Origin of the sequence: Pseudomonas sp. lyk4-TYG-107, from assembly GCF_030209055.1 — a bacterium.
Lineage (GTDB): Bacteria > Pseudomonadota > Gammaproteobacteria > Pseudomonadales > Pseudomonadaceae > Aquipseudomonas > Aquipseudomonas putida_A.
Genome location: NZ_JARVST010000018.1, coordinates 109,393 through 129,920 on the forward strand (window position 1 = coordinate 109,393; position 20,528 = coordinate 129,920).

The window sequence follows — 20,528 nt, forward strand, 5'->3', positions numbered from 1 at the left end:
GCCGCACCTGGTGAAAACCTGTGGGAGCGTGCTTGCTCGCGAATGCGCTGTGTCAGCCAAATCAGCGTCGACTGACACACCGCATTCGCGAGCAAGCCCGCTCCCACCCAAAGCACTCAGCGTGCTGCAGACCCACAATAACCATAAAAATCCGAGGTACTCCCTGTGGCCGTTGATATCGAAGATAGCCGCTCTGCGCGCTTTGCCTTGCGCTGTTCAAGCTTTGCCGAACGCTGGTTCCCCGACTCCTGGGTATTCGCCGCACTGGCGGTGATCATTGTCGCGCTGGCCACTTTGGCGATGGGCGCCAAACCCACCGATGCCGCGATGGCCTTCGGCGACGGGTTCTGGAGCCTGATCCCGTTCACCATGCAAATGGCCTTCGTGGTGATTGGCGGTTACGTCGTCGCCAGTTCGCCGCCGGCGGTCAAGCTGATCGACAAACTGGCGCGCATCCCGAAAAACGGCCGCTCTGCCGTGGCCTGGGTCGCGCTGATCTCGATGGTCGCCTCGCTGTTGAACTGGGGCCTGTCGCTGGTATTCGGCGGTTTGCTGGTGCGCGCCCTCGCCCGCCGCACCGATCTGAAAATGGATTACCGCGCGGCCGGTGCGGCGGCGTATCTGGGCCTGGGCGCGGTCTGGGCGCTGGGCCTGTCCTCATCGGCGGCGCAGTTGCAGGCCAACCCGGCGAGCCTGCCGCCGGCGATCCTGTCGATCACCGGGGTGATTCCGTTCACCCAAACCATCTTCCTCTGGCAGTCCGGCGCCATGCTGCTGGCGCTGATCGTGATTTCTATCATCGTCGCCTACGCCACCGCGCCCGGCCCGAACTCTGCGCGCGATGCCAAGGATTGTGGCATCGACCCGGCGTTCAACCTGCCACCGCTGCAACCGCGCACCCGGCCCGGCGAATGGCTGGAGCACAGTCCGCTGCTGATCATTTTGCTGGTGCTGCTGGCCGCCGGCTGGCTGTTCCACGAGTTTTCGAGCAAACCGGCGATCACCGCGATTTCCGGGCTGAACACCTATAACTTCCTGTTCATCATGCTCGGTGCCCTGCTGCACTGGCGCCCGCGCAGCTTCCTCGATGCGGTGGCCCGGGCGGTGCCGACCACCACTGGCGTGCTGATCCAGTTCCCGCTGTACGGCTCGATCGCCGCGCTGCTGACCACGGTCAAAGGTGCCGATGCGCAGACCCTGGCGCATCACATCTCGACCTTCTTCGTCAGCATCGCCTCCCACGACACCTACGCGTTGCTGATGGGCGTGTACTCGGCGATTCTCGGCTTCTTCATCCCGTCCGGCGGCGGCAAGTGGATCATCGAAGCGCCGTACGTGATGCAAGTCGCCAACGATCTGCAATACCACCTCGGCTGGGCGGTACAGATCTACAACGCCGCCGAGGCCCTGCCGAACCTGATCAACCCGTTCTACATGCTGCCGCTGCTGGGCGTGCTCGGTCTGAAGGCGCGCGACCTGATCGGCTTCTCGTTCGTGCAATTGCTGGTGCACACGCCGCTGGTGCTGTTCTTGCTGTGGGTGCTGGGGACGACATTGGCGTATACGCCGCCGGTTATTCCTTGAATCAGTGCGGGGCGCGGTCAATCGGTCGACGCCCCGCCTTCCCTTCCTGACAGCGCCGTGTCGACGCCGACATGGCTTTCTGTCGCAAATAATGGCTCAGCGCCATCATCGTCCTTTACCGCATCACAGCCTCGGTAATATCCTTGCGCGCCGAAAATATGTTTCATTTTTTTGCCAAGCGCCAAGGGAGTTGTTGCAATGATCGTAGGGATTGACCTGGGAACCACCAACAGTCTCGTCGCCGTCTGGCGTGGCGAATCCTCCGAGTTGGTGCCCAATGCCCTCGGTCAGTTCCTGACGCCGAGCGTGGTCGGGCTGGATGATCAGGGCCGGATTCTGGTCGGTCAGGCTGCGCGCGAACGTCTGCACACGCATCCGCGCCTGACGGCGTCGCTGTTCAAGCGTCACATGGGCAGCGCCACGGAAGTCTATCTGGCAGACAAAGCGTTTCGTCCGGAAGAGCTGTCCGCGCTGGTGCTGAAAAGTCTGAAAGAAGACGTCGAACGGGCTTATGGCGAAACCGTCACTGAAGCGGTGATCAGCGTCCCGGCCTACTTCAGCGACGCCCAGCGCAAAGCCACGCGGATCGCCGGCGAACTGGCCGGGCTGAAAGTCGAGAAGCTGATCAACGAACCGACTGCCGCCGCCCTCGCTTATGGGCTGCACCAACGCGACAAGGAAACCTCGTTCCTGGTGTTCGACCTCGGGGGTGGCACGTTCGACGTGTCGATTCTGGAGTTGTTCGAAGGGGTGATGGAGGTCCGCGCCAGCGCCGGCGACAACTTCCTCGGTGGCGAAGACTTCGACAGCGTGCTGCTGGAACACTTTATCGACCAGCACCGCTCAGTCGCCGACTTCCCTGACCGCAACAGCGTCATCCAGCCCCTGCGCCGCGAGGCTGAGCGTGTGCGCAAGGCTCTGGGTCAGGACAGCAGCGCCGAGTTCCGGCTGCAACTGGGTGACCGCCACTGGACCCACACCATCACCCAGCAAGAATTGGCGACGCTTTACATGCCACTGCTCGAGCGCCTGCGCGCGCCGATCGAACGGGCTCTGCGCGACGCACGCATCCGGGTCAGCGACCTTGATGAGATTCTGCTGGTCGGCGGTACTACCCGGATGCCGCTGGTGCGCAAACTTGCCGCCGGATTGTTCGGCCGTTTTCCGTCGATCACCCTCGATCCGGATCAGGTGGTGGCGCAAGGCGCAGCCATTCAGGCAGCACTCAAGGCCCGCTCGGCCGCACTTGAAGAAGTGGTGCTGACCGACGTCTGCTCCTACACCCTGGGCATCGAAACTTCGACCCAGATTGGCCGCAATTATGAGGCCGGTCACTACCTGCCCATCATCGAGCGCAACAGCATCGTCCCGGTCAGCCGGGTCAAGACCGTGTACACCTTGCAGGACAATCAGGAGCAGGTGGTTGTGCGGATTTTCCAGGGCGAAAGCCGTCTGGTCAAAGACAACGTCGCGCTTGGCGAACTGGCGATCAAGGTGCCGAAACGCAAGGCCGGCGAAGTGTCCCTCGATGTGCGTTTCACCTATGACAACAACGGCCTGCTGGAGGCCCAGGTGAATATTCCGCTGACCGGGCAACAACATTCGCTGGTCATCGAAAACAACCCCGGCGTGCTCACGCCTGAAGAGATTCAGCAACGCTTGCAGAACCTCGCTCAGCTCAAGATTCACCCGCGCGAGCAACAGGTCAACACGCTGCTCAGTGCCCGTCTCGAACGCCTCTACCAGGAAAGCCTGGGCGACCTGCGCGATCAGATTGGCCATTGGGCCAAGCAATTCCAGATCGCGCTCGACTCGCAGGACGAGCGCCAGATTCGTGAAGTGCGCACCGAGCTGAGCAGGCACCTGAGCGAACTTGATCGCACGCCGTGGCAATAAGGGAGCGCTGACATGGATTGCTGGTCCTTCCTGCATTTGCCCGATGACGCTGACGTCCGCGATATCAAGCGCAGCTATGCACGCCTGCTGAAAACCTTCAGGCCCGATGAAGATCCCGAAGGCTTCCAGCGCTTGCGCGAAGCCTACGAACGCGCGCTGGCGATTGCCCAATGGCGCCTGGAAAACGCCGAACAGGAAGACGAGCAGGACGCCGACGTCGCTGTCGCCACGGCGTCCAGCGCCTTTGCTGCACTGGCGCTCGATAATGCCCTGGCCAACAGCTCCAGCCAGGCGCAAAACCAGGCGTGGGATTTCGCCGCTCTGGAGGTTTCGCCCGTCAGTCCGGCAGCCCCGGAGCCGTTTGTGCCGCCATCGAAGGACGACGCCCTGCGTGTCGAGCCGCTGGCGGCGGACGCGCAGAGTCTTGAAGCGCAGGCCGCATGGCGATTGCTTGAAGATCTATCGCCAGACAACCTCGGCGAGCGCTGGGAGCAGGCGCAACAACAAGGCTGCGCCAAGGCATTCGAAAGGCTGTTGCTGCAATTATGTTTTGAGCATCCACAATTGCGCGGACCGGTACTGCACTGGGCCGTCGAGCAGTTGGGATGGTTGGGCCCCTGGCAAGAAGTGCTGATGAATGATCGCCAGCGCGACATGCTCGCCGAGAGCCTGATGTCCGACTATCGAAACGCCTTGCAGGCGCTGCTCGAAAGCCAGAGCGAGCGCGAATTCCTCAACTTGCTCAAACACTACAGCGGCCAGCCGTGGCTCCAGGTATTCGATCGCCGCGAGCAATGGCAACAAAATCTGCTGCATCTGCTCAACGACCATGAGTGGAGCGTGCCGCTGTTCGACCGTATCGGCCAATTGTTCGGCTGGGATCACACCAAAGGTCTGCACCCGCAACCGGACTGGCTCTGGGAAAGGTTGATCGAACGCTGCAATCAGGAAAGTTTTTACGACAACCTGCGGGCCAAGGCTGAAAGCGATCGTACGTGGGCGGCCGACGTGCAGGCAGCGCATCTGTTGATCAACCCGCTCAAACCGATGCAGCAGAAGAAGATCATCGACGGCTTTGGTCAGAATGAATGGCAGGCCTGCCACGATCTGTCGGAAAAGCTCAAATGGCGCTTCCCGGAGTTGCTCGCGCGGCTGCCCTACGCCGACGTTTTTTACTGGCGGCGGTTTTTGCCACGGCCCATCGCCGACGAAACCTGGGTGCGGGTCTGGGCGGCCATTGCCTTGGCGCTGTTCCTGTTCTATCTGGCTTCGCCACAAAAAGATGTGGCAACCCTGGCCTTCATTCCGCTGGTGTTAGCGTGTGTGCCGGTGTGGTTTTTTCGTTTTGCGCTGAGTTGGTGGGTGGTGCTGACGTCTCACGTGATCGTTGCGGATCTTTGGCTCACCGAAGGGCTGATTCCGCGCCGATGGAACCCTGACACCCGCTGGCTGGTAATACGCCACGGGTTACCGCAGGTGGTCATGGTGCTGCTGTTTTCGCTGCTGCTCGGGCCACTGGGCGCACTCACTTACGTGGGCGTGATCCTGATCGGACTGGTGCACAAACGACGAATCGGCTCGCTCGACCCGCAGCTGAGCAATAACCACCCCTGGCTGACCGCGCTGCACTGGGCGCACTTCAGTCCGCTGCAACTGCTGTTTCTGGTGATGATGACCGCGATAACGGCGGCCAGCAGACTCGGCTATTCCTTGCACTCGCTGATGCCCGGCTAGAACAGCAGCGAGCTTGCGTTGCGCCTGTTGTATTCGAGTGAATCGTTGTGGGAGCCGACCTGGTCGCTCCCACATTTGTTTTGCTGCACCTGAAAGTGTCACCCAACTGTCACATTGCCTTGCTAGCGTCCGCCCGAAACAAACTGAAACAATTAAGCTGAACGGGCTGACAGATGAAAGACGAGATTGACGGCACTGACGCACCTGAATCCGACAACCCCACCGACACCAGCCGCCGCCGCTTCCTTGGCGGTGTTGCCGTCCTCGGCGTGGGCGCGACCCTGGCCGGCTGCGGCAACGCCAGCGATCAACCGGGTAAACCAGTCGAGCGCCCGCTGACCCCGACCGAGCTGGACAATGCCCTGCGCGAGCAGGTGAAAACCGTGGTGGTGATCTACGCCGAGAACCGTAGCTTCAACAACCTGTTCGGTGATTTCCCCGGTGTCGAAAAGCCGCTGTCGGCGCTCAAGCCTGCCGATTACCAGCAACGTGACCGCGACGGCAGCCTGTTGCAGACGCTGCCGCCCGTCTGGGGTGGCGTGCTGCAGATCGGCCCGCAAACGCTTGATGGCGTGACCTACCCCAGCGCCACGCAGTTTCAGGAAAACCTGCCCAACGCGCCTTTCGCCCTCAAGGGCCCGAACGGCGAAGACTTGCCGTTCGGGCTGGTGACCCGCGATTTGTGGCACGTGTTCTATCAGAACCAGATGCAGATCAATGGCGGCAAGAACGATGGTTTTGTCGCCTGGGCCGACTCCGGTGGTTTGACCATGGGGCACTACGCCCAGAGCCGCTACTCGCTGCGCCTGTGGGATGTGGCGCAGGAATTCGTGCTGTGCGACAACTTCTTCCAGGGTGCCTTCGGCGGCTCGTTCCTCAATCATCAGTACCTGATCAGCGCCACCGCGCCGTCCTATCCGGATGCGGCCAATTCGGTGGCCAAATCACAGATCGCCGACCTGCAAAGCGCTGACCCGACTGACCCGCGCCTCAAGCCGCTGGAGGCATCGCCGGCCAGCGCCATGACCGGCCCGCCGCAGTTCGGCCCGAGTGCGCTGACCCCGGACGGCTTCGGCGTCAACACCCTCGCCCCGCCGTACTGGCCGACGTGGATTCGCGATCCGGAGCGTCCGGCGTACTCCAAGCCGGATCTGCCCAATGTGATGGTGCCGCAGACCCACGAGCACATCGGCGACAAGCTGTCGAAGAAGAATGTCGACTGGGCCTGGTACGCCGGCGCCTGGCAGGCGACGCTGGAGCAGTACAAGGACTCGGGCGGGATTCCGAAGATCCCCAACTTCCAGTACCACCACCAGCCGTTCAACTACTTCAAGCGGCAAGGCCCGGAGAACCCGCAAGAGCGCAACAAACGTCTGCGCGACGCGGGTCTGGGCGATGAGTCGAGCACCAACAAGTTCTTCGCCGATGCCGAGGCCGGCAAGCTGCCGGCGGTAACTTTCTACAAACCGCAGGGCAACCTGAACATGCACGCCGGTTATGCCGACGTCGCCTCCGGTGACCGGCACATCGTCCGCGCCCTGAAGGTGCTGCGCGAAAGTCCGCAGTGGAAAAACATGGTGGTGGTCGTGACGGTCGATGAAAACGGCGGCTGGTGGGATCATGTGGCGCCACCCAAGGGCGATCGCTGGGGCCCGGGGTCGCGGGTGCCGGCGCTGGTGGTGTCGCCATTCGCCCGCAAAGGCACGGTGGATCACACGGTTTACGACACGGCGTCGATCCTGCGCCTGATCACCCGAGTGTTCCAACTGGAAACCCTCGACGGCCTCAAGCAGCGCGATGAGGCAATGATCGCCCGTGGCCAGAAACCGATGGGCGATCTGACCAACGCCCTGCATTTTCAGGCCTGAAAACCCCGTCCTGCGGGCTGATGCAAAAATCCGTGAATGACAGCTTCTCTGTGCAACACGGCTGATCCAATATGAAGCGCCCCAAAACCCCGGGGAACCCACGCTGAAAAGGATCTGAGCATGTTCAAACTCGCAGGATTTACCCCCGCAGCACTTACCCTCGCCGCGCTCACCCTGAGCGCGGCTGCCCACGCCGATGTCGATCTGAAGCTGGGCAGCGCCGAGCGCGTCACCCGCCTCTTTGCCTACCCCAACAACTGCAGCGTGATCTGCTATCGCAACTGGTCGCTGGAGCAGACCGTCGCGCATTACCTGAGCCAGAGCGTGCAGCGCGATGGCTACAGCAATGCCAAAGTCTTAGTGAAGAACGATAACGGGCAGATTTACGCCGAGATCAGCGGCGTTCCCGAAGGCTACGACAAGCCGCTGTCGGCGCTGCTCGATGCCGGTGATCTGGCCTATACCGGCGCCAGCAAGCTCAATGCCGATGGCAAATGGGCGTACAGCTGGTATCTGTTCCTGCCGCTGGGCATGGCCCTGGAAAACCGCAAGAGCGTCGAACTGCTGCACTTTCCGCCGGACTATTCGCTGACTCAGGCGCAGGATTACCTGCGCTCGAACACCACCGACCGCTGGGCCACGCTGCTGACCGTCAACGGCATTCCGGCCGAGCAGACGCCGGCCTATCAGACCATCATCGACATCGCGCCAATCGCGGCGCCGTCCAACGCAGGTAGTGATCTGGAGGGCGTCTACGACTACTTCAAGGATTATCAGACCACGCTGGTCAAGCAGTTCAGCCAGACCAGCGCCGGCACCACCCTGCCGATGGTCGCGTTCGGGGCACCGGTGCGTAACTGGATCAAGCAGCAATACGGCCCGACCGTGGCCGTATTGGGTCTGGCGACCATCAGCCCGAGCGCGGGGGTGAACGTGCCGGTGCTGGGATCGAACCATCCGAGCTACATCTGGTACGCCGCCGACCCGGCCAGCTATGACGGCGATGAGGCCAAGGCCGATGCCGCCGGTTTGAAGGTCATGGGTCAGGACTTGAGCGCCGCTTGCTGGCAAGCCGGGATGGGCAGTAAACCGGGCACCGATGCGAAAGCCCTGCTCAACAGCTGCACGCAGACCTGGCAAGTGACGCAAAAGGGCAAGACCTGCGAACTGTTCTACACCTCGATCCGCAACCTGACCCCGGCACAGGCCGCCGCCAAGTGCTCGACCACGCCAATCAAGGCCCAGTTGCAACAGCTTCAGGGCGAATTGCCGGCCACCGCCGTTCCTGCACCACACCTCTGATCCGCTGAAAAAGCTTCCCGTGTCAGTCAATGCTGACGCGGGGAGCAGCCAATCACGCCTGTCAGATCTGACAGTAGACAGTTTGAGGGATACACCGGAATATTGGATCCAAACATGTTGCAGCGCTGACAGGACGTCAGACCAGGGAAGTCGCAGCATTTGCCGACAGGGACCGTTATGAATAATCAGGCCCATCAACACAACATCCCACGCGACGCCCCCGGCATCTACCCGTTTGCCGGATTGCCGGTGCGTCTGGGTTTCCCATCCACCGAGGATTTCGAGATTGTGCAGGACCACCATGGTCACGCGGCAGTGGTGGCGCGCCGGGCGTTCTTGCGCATCACCCGGATGTGTCGGGTTTCCGGGCAACTGCTGCCCTATCGTTGTCGACAGACGCGCCAGTTACTGGCCGGCATCCATCTCTACGACCCGCGCTTTTGCGGGTTGCTCGAACACGCCTGCGATCCGAATGTGTTTCTGGACATGAGTGAGCTGTGGCTGTGGGCACTTCGCGACATTCAGCCGGGTGAACGCCTGACCATCGACTTCGCCGCCACCGAAGACCGTTTGCTGCAACAGTTCGCCTGCACCTGTGGCTCGCCGCGCTGTCGTGGGTGGATCACCGGCTACGATGAGCCACCCAGTATCGAGGGCCAGCACTTTTTGCAGCACTGGCGGCATCCACACTGATCGGGATTACAACGCCCCGACCGGACGCAGACGATATTGCGGCGGCAGTTGCTCGAAACCGCTGATGGTGGTGTTCAGGCTTTTCCAGCGACCGTCCTTGATGCCGTAAATGCAGCCGTGAATCGACAGGCTCTGGCCGCGGTGCCAGGCGTTCTGGATGATGCTGGTGTGGGCGACGTTGGCCACTTGCTGGACGACGTTGAGCTCGCACAGCCGGTCGACCTGTTCTTCCTCGGTCGGCAGCTTGGCCAGTTCTTCTCGTTTTTCGTAATACAGGTCACGGATCGAGCGCAGCCAGCCATCGATCAGACCGAACTGGCGATCCTGCATCGAGGCGCGCACACCGCCGCAGCCATAGTGGCCGGTAACCAGGATATGTTTGACCTTGAGCACATCAACCGCGTACTGGATCACCGACAGGCAATTGAGGTCGGTGTGCAGCACCACGTTGGCGACGTTGCGGTGTACGAACAGATCGCCCGGCAGCATGCCGACGATCTCGTTGGCCGGCACCCGTGCGTCGGAGCAGCCGATCCACAGATATTCCGGGGTCTGCTGGCGCGCCAGCTTGGCGAAGAAATCCGGGTCTTCCTTGGTGATCGCGTCAGCCCAACGCTCGTTGTTATCAATCAGGTCTTGTAAGTCGTGCATGGTTAAGGCCTCAAGAAAGATGCGCTGGTATGACAGACGACCGCCCGTCGGGGTCACGCAAGAACCGCAGGTGTTTTCTTTGGAATTCTCGGGTGCCCGGTGAGTCCACTCAGTAAGGCCCACAGTATGAGGATTTGCCATGACTGATTCACGACGTCCGTTCGATGCGGTGCAACCGGAACCCATCGATGACAACGAAGACCGCATGGGCTCGGTGCATGAGCTGGATTTCGATGAAGACGAACCCAGCGCGAAAATCGGTGACGAGATTCCGGAACGTGAACGCGAGCAACTGATGCCCGCTGAACGGGTGCGCGAGGCCGGGCTTACCGGTGCATCGACGGCTGATCATGAACCGACCGACGATGACTTGAGCCCGGAAACACTGATTCACGAGGATGGCGCACGCGATGCCGAAGAGGCTGGCGAGGGCAATCAGGCCGATTGGGATCTGAGCATTGTCGATGAGGATGACATCGGCGGCGGCAATGGTCTGGATGAGGCGGAGCTGGCGCGGCGAGATCCGCTGGATGGCAATCGCTGATCTGTATTGCCTGTAAGGAAGCCTTCGCGAGCAAGCCAGCCCCCACAGGGAATTGAGACTCGGCTCAAAACCAATGTGGGAGCGGGCTTGCTCGCGAAGCTTTTAAACAAGATCAGTCGACCAGGGTGCAGGCCATCACTACGGCGTCTTCGCGCCCGCCCACCGCCGGATAATAATCGCGACGCCGGCCAATCTCATTGAAACCATAGCGCTCATACAACTTGAACGCTGCGGTATTGCTGTCGCGCACTTCCAGGAAGCATTCCCGGGCAGAGGCCGCATACGCCCGCGACATCAGATGCTCGAGCAGCGTCAGCCCCAGCCCCCGTCCCTGATTCTCCGGTTTGACCGTGATATTCAGCAGATGCGCCTCGTCGAGAATGATCTGCACCACGCCATGGCCGACCTGTTGCTGGCCTTCGAACATCAGCCAGATCTGGTATTTGCCCAGCCCGTCGAGAAAAATCCCGCGGGTCCAGGGATGGCTGTACGCCGCGTATTCGATCTTCAATACCGCGTCCAGGTCCGCCTCGGTCATCGGGCGGAACGATACAGCTTCACTCATTCGATGGTTTCCAGCGCGCCATCAGCCGACGCATGGCTTGCCACACAGCGGCTTTGCGCTGTGGCTCTTCCATTAACAATTCCAGACCGGGAATGGCCCAGGCCAGGCCCAAGCCCTCGATCTGCAACTCACTGTTGAACGCTTCAGCGTCCGCTTCACCGGCAAAGCGCACCGCCGGCAGGCCAATCAACCACAGGCAGGCGCAAGGTGCCGCTTCCATCTGTACCGAGAGGAAACCCTGAACGAAGTCGCGTGCCGCTTCCGGACCTTGATCCATGGTTCCGCGGTTCAGCCACGGCCAGCGCACCGGTTCGCCGACAATTTGTGGCGCATCCGGCAGACCGGCGGCGCGCAACATGTCTTTAAGCAGCAGATAGGCCGGATCGCGGCTCTGGAACGCTTCGCCTGTGGGTAACTCGACCAGCAGCAGGCAAGCCCCGGCGCGCAGCAACTGCAGGGCAAAACGCGGTGGCGGCACGGGCGCGGGTCTGGCGACAACTGGCGCCTCCTCGACCTCTTCCACCGGTTTGGCGCCATTGCGGGTACTGGCGAGCGACGGGCGCGGCACTTCGATCTTCGGCCGTTCGACCGGACGGGCGGCAGGCTGCACCGGAGCTTCGGCCTGCACAACCGGCATCACCACGACCTCTGGTTCAGGCTCGGGCATGTCCAGCAGCTCGGGCCGCGACGGGGCGGCGAAAGGCAATTCGGTGCGCGGCAGCCAGTTGACCACCTGCATGGCGTTCAAATAGGCGCGGCGGCGGGACTCGATAAGCAAAGGGTCGGCCACTTGTGGATAACTGAAGTGGGCTGATTCTACAGCCCTTCGTTCAAGATCGCTTGCTGTTGATCGATAGCCTTTACCTGGGCTCGCTCCCTGAGAAAATGCGACAGCCCGTCCCGAGAGTGAATCGCATCCCTCGTGATGCAGTACAATCGCGGCTTTTAATCGCCAACCAGCCGGCCATTCCGATGATCGAACCCAAGCGCGTCTTGCGCGCCCTCGCTGAACACTGGGCACTTCTGGAGCCACTGTGCGAGCACTTCGACCAGGGCACCCTGAGCCTCAACGAACTGCGCACGCAACTGGCCGCCCAACAACTGGACAGCACGCCGCAGGACATCACCAGCCTGCTCGACGTGTGGATTCGCCTGGACATTCTGGTGCCCGTGGCGAAAAGCCCGAACCGTTTCGAGCTCAACGCGCAGATCCACGACTTCCTCGCCTACCTGCGCCGTGAGCACCGTCTGGGCCTGTGCCTGGAAATCGAAGCCTATTTGCGTCACCTCGAACGTCTGGCCGGCTACATTCAGGACGCGTTCGATGTGCGCGACGGCAACGATCTCGCCCGTCAGCTGCGTTTGCTCGACATGCGCGTGCGCGACGTGCTGAAGAAACTCGACAACGACGAGCAGGCACTGGTCGCCGTGGCCGAACGGGCCAAGACCAGCGACCGGCAGATTCCGCTGCGTCAGCGATACGCCGAAGTGCTGGCGACCTGGGACGAATACGTCGAGCCGATGATCGACCTGGTGAACGCCGACGGCGCCTTCGAACAAGGCGTGCGCAAGGTCGAAACCGTGCTGCTGAAGATGCTCAGCGAACAGCAGCGCCTCGGTCATCTGGTCGATGACGACATGCTGCTGCGCACCCACGCGCGCATCCTCGAAATGCAGACCAGCGCCCAGTTGACCCTGCGCCACGCCCGCGAACTGCTGCTGCCGCTGCGTGAAGAGGCGCGCCGGCACAACGCCGTGACCCGTGGTGCAGCGCTGGCGCTGGCGGCGATTCGCCGCAAAGGCATCGACGCCGTGCCGCAAGCGGCGATGCCTCTGTTCACGCGGCCGCAAAGCACCTTCCTCGGCAGCGCCAGTCAGGTCGAGGCCTACGTCTACGCCCTGGCGCGTTTCGAGCCGAAACCGGCGCGCTTCCCCAAGGCGCACAAGACCCAGAAATCCGGCGATGCCCCGCGTGCACCGCGCACCGTGCGCGAGATGGTCGAGCGTTGCGAAGAGTCCCTGCCGATGCCGGATCTGATGACTTGGTTGCTGGAGCAGGAACCGGACGGCGCCACCGACGAATTGCTCTACTGGTTCTCGCGTCTGTCGCGGGAAAAACGCTTCACCCGCGAGCGTCTGGAACGCCGCGAATACCACACTCACGAGCATCAGGTCAGCCTGCGCTCCTTCGCCCTGCTCTCGGCCCGCGACCCTGCCGCCGCCGAGGATTCTGCGAGCATCCCCAATGCATCTTGATCTATCCGAACTGTCCCAACTGGCGCCGATCTTCCGCGAGCTGTTCAAGGGCTATCATGTCAGCCGCCGCGACCCGGAACTGTACGCGCAACTGTCAAACTTCCAGGATCAATACCGCACGCTGTTCAAGGCGCTGGGGTTCGAGCTGGTCTGCGACACCCGTGGTTTCTACTACTTCGTGCCGGACATGGCCGCTGCGGCGGTGAACAAGACCGCTCAGCGCCTGGCGCTGTTCACCTTCATTCTCGTCGAGCATCTGGCCGATCAGGGCCGCGACCCGATCGCCGTGCTCGACGGTGGCAGCCTCGGCCGTGAAGAACTGCCGTCGTTGCTGGATAAATACCGCGACCTGTTCATCCAGGCCGAAGTGCAGACCGTCGAAGAACTCGAAGAAAAAATCATGCGTCGCATGACCCAGCTCGGTTTCGCCGGCGAAGAAAACGGCGTGTACCGTTTCCTGCCGCCGATGCATCGTTTCCTCGATGTGTGCCTGTCGGTGCAGCAGGACCGCGATCTGGCAGCCAGCGTGCACAGCGTACTGCCGCTGCCGGCACCGGTGCTGATCGACGAAGAAGCCGAAGCCAAATTCCTCGAAACCGACGATCCGCTTGATCTGTCCGAATTCGAAGAAGAAAGCGAAGAAGACGCACTGGCCCGCGCCATTGCCGAAGAACAGGAGTCCGACGCATGAGCCAGGAACGCTACGGCATCCGCCGCTTTGCCCTTTTGAACACCGCCGGTTACAGCCTCGGTCTGTTCCCGCTGGAAGAACCGTTGTCGGTCTACGGCGCGAACAACCTCGGTAAATCCGCCTCGATCAACGCTCTGCAGTTCCCGATTCTGGCGCGCATGTCGGACATGAGTTTCGGCAAGTACAGCCTGGAACAATCGCGGCGCTTCTACTTTGCTTCCGACACCAGTTACATCCTCGTCGAAGTCAATCTGCCACACGGCCCGCACGTGATCGGCGTGGTCGGTCGCGGCCCGGGTGGTGGTTTCGGTCACCAGTTCTTCGCCTATGCCGGCAAGCTCGACCTGGCGCACTACCAAAAGAACGACACCTGCCTGCGGCAGAAAGAGCTGTTCAGCAACCTTGAGAAAGAAGGCCTGAAAGCCTACGAACTCAAGCCGGACGAACTGCGTCGTCTGCTGGTTGGCGGGCACACCTCTATCCCGCTCGACCTGACCCTGATCCCGCTGCGCTCCACCAGCGAGCAGAGCCTGAAAACCTTCCGCGCACTGTTCATCAACCTGCTGCACATGCGCGAAATCACTGCGGCCAAGTTGAAGCAACTGTTCCTCGATGCCTTCGAGCACAGCCTGCGTTCCGGCAGCGTCGACTACATCGCCGCGTGCGAAGAAGCCTTCCGCGATGTGCGCCGGATGGAGCAGGACTACAACTCGCTGGTCGCTGCCGGCCCGCTGGTCGAAGCTCTGGCCAACGGGGTGAAACAGCGCGACGTGCTGCGCGGCAAGCTGCACCGCCTGTCGCCGCTGCTCGACTCGTTGCTCGGCACCTGGTCGGATTACGCCACGGCGCGCAAGGAAGAGCTGACGATCCAGGCCGAACACTACCGTCGCGAGCAGGACGATCTGCAAAACGATCAGCGCGGTGGCACCCAGGAACTGATGCGTCTGGAGCGGGAAATCTCCGGCATCCAGCGCTGGCTCGGTGAGTTGTCGGTGCTGAAAAACCGCTTCGCGCTGGTCGATGACGTCAAGGTGCTGGAGCAGCAACTGCTCGCCGCCAAGGACGCGCACGACGAACTGGCCGGTGCGCTGGCACAGTCCCGGCAGTTCAGCGCCGAGGATCTGGAAGAGCGTCTGCGCGATCTGGAAAAACGCCTGAAGTCGGTGAAGCAGCAACTCGATCACGCCGACAACAACAGCTACGCGCGCCTGCGTGAGGAATTCTCGCAGCAGGACGTCGAGCGCCTGATGCGTCTGTTCAACAGCGCGCTGTTCAGCCTGCCGCTGGGCGAGCACGGCATCACCCTCGACGAGGACGGCGAGTGGGTCAAATCGGTCGAGCTGATCCTCGATGGCTTCAAGGGCGAGCGCTTCGAAGTACCGGGCCTGTCGATCGACATCTCGCACATCGAGCCGCCGGCGCTGCAAGCGCTGGCCGACCGCGCCGCGCTGCGTGACCAGAAAGAGCGTCTGGAAAAAGAGCTCAAGCAGCTCAAGACTCAGCAAGCCGTGGCCGCCGACCGCGCCGCGAGCAAGACCCAGACCGAAGCGCTGTACCAGCAAGTGCTGGATGCGCAGAAAGCCCTGGAAGATTTCCGTCGCACCCAGACCTTGAGCGCCGAAGAAGGCGACAAGCTTGAGCAACTGGCGCAGATGGAAGCCGCGCAGGACGAACTCAAGCGCTCCAGCGATGCGTTCACCGAGCGCGTCCAGCAACTGTCGGCCAAGCTGCAACTGGTCGGCCGGCAGATCGCCGACATGGAAGCCAAGCAGCGCACCCTCGACGACGCCCTGCGCCGCCGTCAGCTGCTGCCGGCAGATCTGCCGTTCGGTACGCCGTTCATGGATCCGGTCGACGATTCGATGGACAACCTGCTGCCGCTGCTCAACGACTATCAGGACAGCTGGCAAGGCTTGCTGCGCGCCGACGGTCAGATCGAAGCGTTGTACGCGCAGGTGCGCCTCAAAGGCGTGGCCAAGTTCGACAGCGAAGACGACATGGAGCGCCGTCTGTCGCTGCTGATCAACGCTTACGCGCACCGTACCGACGAAGCCCTGACGCTGGGCAAGGCGCGGCGTGCGGCGGTCACCGACATCGCCCGGACCCTGCGCAACATCCGCAGCGACTACGACAGCCTCGAACACCAACTGGCGCTGTTCAACCGCGAGATCAACAAGCGTCAGGTGTCCAACCTGCAGAGCTTCCGCATCGTCCTGGCGCCGAACAAGGAAGCGCTCAAGCACATCGATCAGATCATCCACAGCGCCGGTCAGTACGAAGAAGGCGAAACCCTGTCGGTGTTCGATCTGAGCCAAAGCGCGGAACAGGACAACAAGAACGAAGAGGCCAAGGAATACCTGGCGCGGCTGGTGGCGGCGAACCACAACCAGCTCGGCCTCAAGGACTTGTTCGAACTGGCGTTCGAGATCACCAAGGTCAACGGTCAGCCGGTGATTCACACCGACATCGACGGCGCGGCGTCCAACGGCACCACCATGACCATCAAGGCGCTGACCAACATGTACTTGTTGCTGCACTTGATGGATCGCGATCTGGCCGGTCGCGTGCGCCTGCCGTACTACCTCGACGAGGCGGCGGACATCGACGAGAAGAACCAGGCAGCGCTGCTGGAAACCAGCCTGCAACTGGGCTTCGTGCCGATTCTGGCGAGTGTGAAGCCGCAGGTCTGCGCCAGTGTCGCCATCGACCTGGAAGGCGGCAGCGGCCCGGCGGGGATCTACATCGACGAGGCGGACTGGAAGTACATCCGCCGGCATGATGTGGTGAAGGCCACCGTCAATGTGCAAGCCGATGAGCCGGAGCTGGATGAGGTTTGATCGGCTTTAGCTGAAAACCAAAAAGGGCCGCGATCTGTTGGGATCGCGGCCCTTTTTTATGGCTGGGGATTTGTGCTGACTTTTAGTGCCCTATCGCGAGCAGGCTCACTCCTACAATTTGGAACGCGTTCCCCTGTAGGAGTGAGCCTGCTCGCGATGGCGCCACTTCAGGCACCACAGAATTACTTACCGAGCGAAATCTTCGGCGCCCAGGTCAGCCACTCATCCTCGAACTTGTCGAACAACGGGAACGTCTGCTCGGGCCGTGCTTGGGTGCCCATGCGCTCACCGTCCGGCGTAGCGAAGGCGATACCACCCTGAATCGCTGTCTCCAGCGACTCCGTGCGCACCGTCAAACCATTGAACAGACCGATGTCGAAACCGACACCACTGGTGTTCCAGAATCGGCTGCCGCTGCGCACCAACGGCGCGTATTTCGGCTCGATCAAAATATGCACCAACACGCGATCAGCAGTCTGGCCCAGTTCATAACCGGTGACCTTGCCCACGGTGATTTCGCGGTAGGTCACGGGTACGCCCGGTTTCAGCGAGCCACGGCGCGCGGCGCTCAACACCAGACTCAAGCCAGCCTCCTGCTTGCTCACTTCCGGCGGACTGGCCAGCGCAACGAAGTTCTTCTGCGGGCCGAGATTTTTCGCCGCCGGCTGCACTTCCACATATTGCCCGGTGACCAGGGTTTCCAGATTCTGGGTCTTGATCAGCCCCAACTCCGGCTTGACCACCCAGAACTGACTGCCGACCCGCGCAATGCGCTCCGGTACTTCGGTGATCCGCGCGGTAATCATCACGGCTTGCAAATCGTCGGTCAGATCGACGTCTTCAATCTTGCCGACATCCAGGCCTTTGAAACGAATCGGTGTGCCCGGACGCAAACCATCGGCGCGGTCGACCTTGATCGTCACCAGCGTGCCTTTCTGGTTGGCTTCATCATGGTTGGCGAACAGACGGAAGCGTGGAATACGCTTTTGCAGCGGCGCCTTGGCTTGCGGTGTTTCGAAAGCAATACCGCCGGCCATCAACGTCTGCAACGACTCGCTCTTCACTTGAATACCACCCGTAAGACCACCGGTGAGGGTGATGCCGCTGACATTCCAGAAGCGTGTCGACGCGTTGACCAGGCTTTCGTATTCCTTCTCGATATGCACGCCAATGACGATTTGCTTTTTGGTCTTGGAGAACTGATAGCTCTGTACCGAACCGACCTTGACCTGTTTGTACAGAATCGGACTGCCGACTTCGATCGAACCGAGAACATCGGTGAACAGCACCAGATGCAGACCCGGCGAACGCAGATCCAGTGGCGGCGCTTTTGGCCGCGCCTCGAATTCGCGTTTCGGCGCAGCACCTTTGTCGCCCGGACGCACGGCGATGTAGTTACCTTTGACCAACGCTTCGAGCCCGGTGATACCGGCCAGGGAAATCGACGGTTTGACCACCCAGAACTGCGTGCCCTCGACCAGATAGTCTTCGGCCAGAGGATCAAGCGTCAGCTCGGCCGTGGCGCTGTTCAGATCCGGATCGATTTTCAACGCTTTCATGTTGCCGACCTGAATGCCTTTGTACATCACCGGCGTACGGCCGGCCTGCAAGCCTTCGAAGTCACTGAGTTTGACCTTGACCCGAATACCGGCAGCGGCGGCGTCGAAGTCCTCATAGAGACGGAACGGCAGGCTTGGATCGGTGGGCGGACTGTCCTTGCGATTCTCTGGTGTGGCGAAGGCGATCCCCCCGGCAACGATGCTCGCCAGGGATTCGCTGCGTACCTTCACCCCGGACAGGTTGGCGTCGATGCTGATGCCGCTGGCATTCCAGAAACGTGTGTGTTTGCGCACCAGTTTGGCGTAGGTCGGCTCGATGAACACTTTGAGCTCAACGGTGCTCTGGTCTTCAGACAGCACGTAGCTTTTGATCTGACCGACTTTGATCTGCTTGTAGAACACCGGACTGCCGCGGTTCAGCGAACCGAGGCGATCGGCCTTGATCGTCAGGTGCAGGCCGGGCTTGGAGTCCGATAGCGGCGGCTCTTCGGCCAGCGCCTTGAACTTGCGGGTCGGCTCGCCTTCACCGGGACTGATGGCCACGTAGTTACCTGAAACCAGGGTTTCCAGACCGGTGATGCCGGCCAGGGTCACGCTCGGTTTCACCAGCCAGAAGCGGGTGCTGGTCTTGAGGTATTGCTCGACGTCCTTGTTCATCTCGACGGTGGCAATCACCCCTTTGGAGTTGCCCTCGTCATCAAGTTTGAGCGTCTTCACCTTACCCACCGGCATGCCCTTGTAGACCACTTCGGTCTTGTTGGCCTGGATGCCTTCACCGCTTTCGAAACGCACCTGAATCTCGATACCGGTTTCGTTATAGGCACGCCAGCCGAGCCAGCCACCGATGATCAGGGCAATCAGAGGCAGTACCCAAATGGCAGACCAGTTCGAGGCCGGTCGGGTTTTCGCTACAGGCAAATCAGTCATGGTCGTCGTCCGACTCCGTGTTATCCCAAATCAGTCGGGGATCGAAAGTTACTGCGGCAAGCATCGTCAGAATCACCACACTGGCGAAGGCGATGGCGCCAAGGTTGGCTTCGACACTGGCAAGCCGGCCGAAGTTGACGACCGCCACCAGAATGGCGATCACAAAGATGTCGAGCATCGACCAGCGACCGATGAACTCGATGAAGCGGTACATCCAGATCCGCTGCCGCGCGGACAACGGCTGACGTCGCTGCACCGAAAACAGCAGCAGCGCGATGCCCACCAGTTTGAAGGTCGGCACCAGAATACTGGCGATGAACACCACGGCGGCAATCGGGATCATGCCGTGCTGCACCAACTGGATCACGCCGGACATGATGGTGCTGGGATCGCCCTGACCCAACGAACTGACCGTCATGATCGGCAACACATTGGCCGGGATGTAGATAATCGCAGCCGTGATCAGCAGGGCCCAGGTTCGGGCCAGACTGTTCGGACGACGAGCGTGAACCAGCGCACCGCAGCGGGTGCAGGTCTGCTCGTCGGTGTCCGCATCCTGTCTGTTCAATTCATGACATTCGGTACAGATCAGAATGCCCGCATCAATCGCCCGCATGGGCATCCTCTCCTGATAACGCCTGCCAGATCTGATGCGGTGACATCACCACTTCCAGCCAGACCTGAACCAACAACAAACCGATGAAACACGCCAGACCGAGGCCGACGGTGATGGCCGCCATGTCCGCCAGTTTGACGATCGCCACGAGGACGCCCATGAGGTAGACCTCGAGCATTCCCCAGTCTTTGAGGTGGTGATAAATGCGGTAGAGCAATAAGCCGTAACTGCGTCCGACGTTGAATCGAATCGTCAGCAAAACGAATAACTGGCACAGCAACTTCAGCAACGGAATAGCCATACTGCACAGGAATACAACGATCGAAACGCCCTGCATGTCCGTATTGAACAAGCCGAGCACGCCGCTCCAGACCGTATCCTGCGAAGATTGTCCGAGGATATTGAGTTGCATGATGGGTAAAAAGTTTGCCGGGATGTACAGCAATAATGCTGCGATCACCAAGGCAAGGCTGCGCTGCACCACATTATGGCGATGGGCGTACAACTCGTAACCGCAGCGCGGGCAGAGTGCTTTCTCGCCATGGGCAAGCTTGGGCTTGCGCATCAGCAGGTCGCACTCATGACAGGCCACCAAGTCTTCCAGCGGTAAATCTGACAGCCCTTGGGCGTCAACCGGATCTGACATAAAGGCTCTGGCTCCGAAAAAGATGGGGGTTATTCTAGTGTTCTGATTCGAAAATAACTGTGCAAAATTGTTCGCTGCCTAAGTAAAAATACTTTCCTGCGGGCAAAACAAAACCCCAACTGCTTTCGCAATTGGGGTTTCGGAATTTAATCTTGACGA

At 61.0% G+C, this 20,528-nt stretch carries 16 protein-coding genes; 10 read left to right on the plus strand and 6 right to left on the minus strand.

Features of this window, described 5'->3' with window-relative positions:
• The first annotated feature begins 165 nt into the window (after positions 1-165).
• The 6 genes from QRN61_RS15265 to QRN61_RS15290 all read left to right on the plus strand — a co-directional run bounded on the left by QRN61_RS15265 (position 166) and on the right by QRN61_RS15290 (position 9,077).
• Positions 166-1,584 carry a short-chain fatty acid transporter gene (locus QRN61_RS15265; protein ID WP_003228189.1) on the plus strand — a complete coding sequence of 473 codons (1,419 nt, stop codon included), beginning with the start codon at positions 166-168 and terminating at the stop codon, positions 1,582-1,584.
• 198 nt (positions 1,585-1,782) lie between these two features.
• Positions 1,783-3,480: a molecular chaperone HscC gene (locus QRN61_RS15270; protein WP_003228190.1), complete on the plus strand. Its 1,698-nt coding sequence runs from the start codon at positions 1,783-1,785 to the stop codon at positions 3,478-3,480.
• Positions 3,481-3,492: 12 nt separating this feature from the next.
• Positions 3,493-5,214: a J domain-containing protein gene (locus QRN61_RS15275; protein WP_285374114.1), complete on the plus strand. Its 1,722-nt coding sequence runs from the start codon at positions 3,493-3,495 to the stop codon at positions 5,212-5,214.
• Between the two features lie 173 nt (positions 5,215-5,387).
• Positions 5,388-7,082 carry an acid phosphatase gene (locus QRN61_RS15280; RefSeq protein ID WP_097086267.1) on the plus strand — a complete coding sequence of 565 codons (1,695 nt, stop codon included), beginning with the start codon at positions 5,388-5,390 and terminating at the stop codon, positions 7,080-7,082.
• 120 nt (positions 7,083-7,202) lie between these two features.
• Positions 7,203-8,384 (plus strand): hypothetical protein, encoded by a 1,182-nt coding sequence (locus tag QRN61_RS15285; protein ID WP_097086269.1) that lies wholly within the window; start codon positions 7,203-7,205, stop codon positions 8,382-8,384.
• Positions 8,385-8,561: 177 nt separating this feature from the next.
• Positions 8,562-9,077, plus strand: a complete 516-nt coding sequence (locus QRN61_RS15290) for an SET domain-containing protein-lysine N-methyltransferase (protein WP_027612253.1) — start codon at positions 8,562-8,564, stop codon at positions 9,075-9,077.
• 6 nt (positions 9,078-9,083) lie between these two features.
• Here the strand turns inward: QRN61_RS15290 and can are convergent, their stop codons facing one another.
• On the minus strand, positions 9,084-9,728 hold the full coding sequence (gene can / locus QRN61_RS15295; protein ID WP_003228196.1) for a carbonate dehydratase: 645 nt from the start codon (positions 9,726-9,728) through the stop codon (positions 9,084-9,086).
• 139 nt (positions 9,729-9,867) lie between these two features.
• On the opposite strand from can, the gene QRN61_RS15300 reads away from it, so the two are divergent.
• Positions 9,868-10,272, plus strand: coding sequence for a hypothetical protein (locus QRN61_RS15300; RefSeq protein WP_027612254.1), 405 nt, complete (start codon positions 9,868-9,870; stop codon positions 10,270-10,272).
• 112 nt (positions 10,273-10,384) lie between these two features.
• Here the strand turns inward: QRN61_RS15300 and rimI are convergent, their stop codons facing one another.
• On the minus strand, positions 10,385-10,837 hold the full coding sequence (gene rimI / locus QRN61_RS15305; protein WP_027612255.1) for a ribosomal protein S18-alanine N-acetyltransferase: 453 nt from the start codon (positions 10,835-10,837) through the stop codon (positions 10,385-10,387).
• Entirely contained in the window at positions 10,830-11,576 is a 747-nt protein-coding gene (locus tag QRN61_RS15310; protein ID WP_027612256.1) for a hypothetical protein, read from the minus strand. Before QRN61_RS15310 ends, rimI begins: the two co-directional genes overlap by 8 nt.
• 233 nt (positions 11,577-11,809) lie before the next feature.
• Here QRN61_RS15310 and mksB point away from each other — a divergent pair, with 233 nt between their 5' ends.
• From mksB to mksF, 3 genes are read left to right on the plus strand one after another with little or no spacing between them, the layout of a single operon-like run.
• Positions 11,810-13,093 (plus strand): Mks condensin complex protein MksB, encoded by a 1,284-nt coding sequence (mksB, locus tag QRN61_RS15315; RefSeq protein WP_047296550.1) that lies wholly within the window; start codon positions 11,810-11,812, stop codon positions 13,091-13,093.
• Complete coding sequence (gene mksE / locus QRN61_RS15320) at positions 13,083-13,784, plus strand: Mks condensin complex protein MksE (RefSeq protein WP_016773189.1); 702 nt, start codon at positions 13,083-13,085, stop codon at positions 13,782-13,784. Before mksB ends, mksE begins: the two co-directional genes overlap by 11 nt.
• Positions 13,781-16,621, plus strand: coding sequence for an Mks condensin complex protein MksF (gene mksF, locus QRN61_RS15325; RefSeq protein WP_003228206.1), 2,841 nt, complete (start codon positions 13,781-13,783; stop codon positions 16,619-16,621). The genes mksE and mksF overlap by 4 nt, the downstream gene beginning before the upstream one ends.
• A gap of 182 nt (positions 16,622-16,803) precedes the next feature.
• Here mksF and QRN61_RS15330 read toward each other — a convergent pair whose 3' ends face one another.
• Genes QRN61_RS15330 through QRN61_RS15340 form a run of 3 tightly spaced genes read right to left on the minus strand, consistent with a single transcriptional unit; the run spans position 16,804 to position 20,369 of the window.
• Positions 16,804-19,107, minus strand: coding sequence for a PqiB family protein (locus QRN61_RS15330; RefSeq protein WP_285374115.1), 2,304 nt, complete (start codon positions 19,105-19,107; stop codon positions 16,804-16,806).
• Entirely contained in the window at positions 19,100-19,723 is a 624-nt protein-coding gene (locus tag QRN61_RS15335) for a paraquat-inducible protein A (RefSeq protein WP_083367911.1), read from the minus strand. Before QRN61_RS15335 ends, QRN61_RS15330 begins: the two co-directional genes overlap by 8 nt.
• Positions 19,710-20,369 (minus strand): paraquat-inducible protein A, encoded by a 660-nt coding sequence (locus tag QRN61_RS15340; protein WP_027612261.1) that lies wholly within the window; start codon positions 20,367-20,369, stop codon positions 19,710-19,712. The genes QRN61_RS15335 and QRN61_RS15340 overlap by 14 nt, the downstream gene beginning before the upstream one ends.
• Positions 20,370-20,528 lie beyond the last annotated feature (159 nt).

What these genes read in the sequence shown, in the direction of transcription:
- QRN61_RS15270 (WP_003228190.1), top strand. Translation starts at nt 1,783, where the DNA reads ATGATCGTAGGGATTGACCTGGGAACCACCAACAGTCTCGTCGCCGTC.
- QRN61_RS15275 (WP_285374114.1), top strand. Translation starts at nt 3,493, where the DNA reads ATGGATTGCTGGTCCTTCCTGCATTTGCCCGATGACGCTGACGTCCGC.
- QRN61_RS15280 (WP_097086267.1), top strand. Translation starts at nt 5,388, where the DNA reads ATGAAAGACGAGATTGACGGCACTGACGCACCTGAATCCGACAACCCC.
- QRN61_RS15285 (WP_097086269.1), top strand. Translation starts at nt 7,203, where the DNA reads ATGTTCAAACTCGCAGGATTTACCCCCGCAGCACTTACCCTCGCCGCG.
- QRN61_RS15290 (WP_027612253.1), top strand. Translation starts at nt 8,562, where the DNA reads ATGAATAATCAGGCCCATCAACACAACATCCCACGCGACGCCCCCGGC.
- can (WP_003228196.1), bottom strand. Translation starts at nt 9,728, where the DNA reads ATGCACGACTTACAAGACCTGATTGATAACAACGAGCGTTGGGCTGAC.
- QRN61_RS15300 (WP_027612254.1), top strand. Translation starts at nt 9,868, where the DNA reads ATGACTGATTCACGACGTCCGTTCGATGCGGTGCAACCGGAACCCATC.
- rimI (WP_027612255.1), bottom strand. Translation starts at nt 10,837, where the DNA reads ATGAGTGAAGCTGTATCGTTCCGCCCGATGACCGAGGCGGACCTGGAC.
- QRN61_RS15310 (WP_027612256.1), bottom strand. Translation starts at nt 11,576, where the DNA reads ATGCAGGTGGTCAACTGGCTGCCGCGCACCGAATTGCCTTTCGCCGCC.
- mksB (WP_047296550.1), top strand. Translation starts at nt 11,810, where the DNA reads ATGATCGAACCCAAGCGCGTCTTGCGCGCCCTCGCTGAACACTGGGCA.
- mksE (WP_016773189.1), top strand. Translation starts at nt 13,083, where the DNA reads ATGCATCTTGATCTATCCGAACTGTCCCAACTGGCGCCGATCTTCCGC.
- mksF (WP_003228206.1), top strand. Translation starts at nt 13,781, where the DNA reads ATGAGCCAGGAACGCTACGGCATCCGCCGCTTTGCCCTTTTGAACACC.
- QRN61_RS15330 (WP_285374115.1), bottom strand. Translation starts at nt 19,107, where the DNA reads ATGACTGATTTGCCTGTAGCGAAAACCCGACCGGCCTCGAACTGGTCT.
- QRN61_RS15335 (WP_083367911.1), bottom strand. Translation starts at nt 19,723, where the DNA reads ATGCGGGCGATTGATGCGGGCATTCTGATCTGTACCGAATGTCATGAA.
- QRN61_RS15340 (WP_027612261.1), bottom strand. Translation starts at nt 20,369, where the DNA reads ATGTCAGATCCGGTTGACGCCCAAGGGCTGTCAGATTTACCGCTGGAA.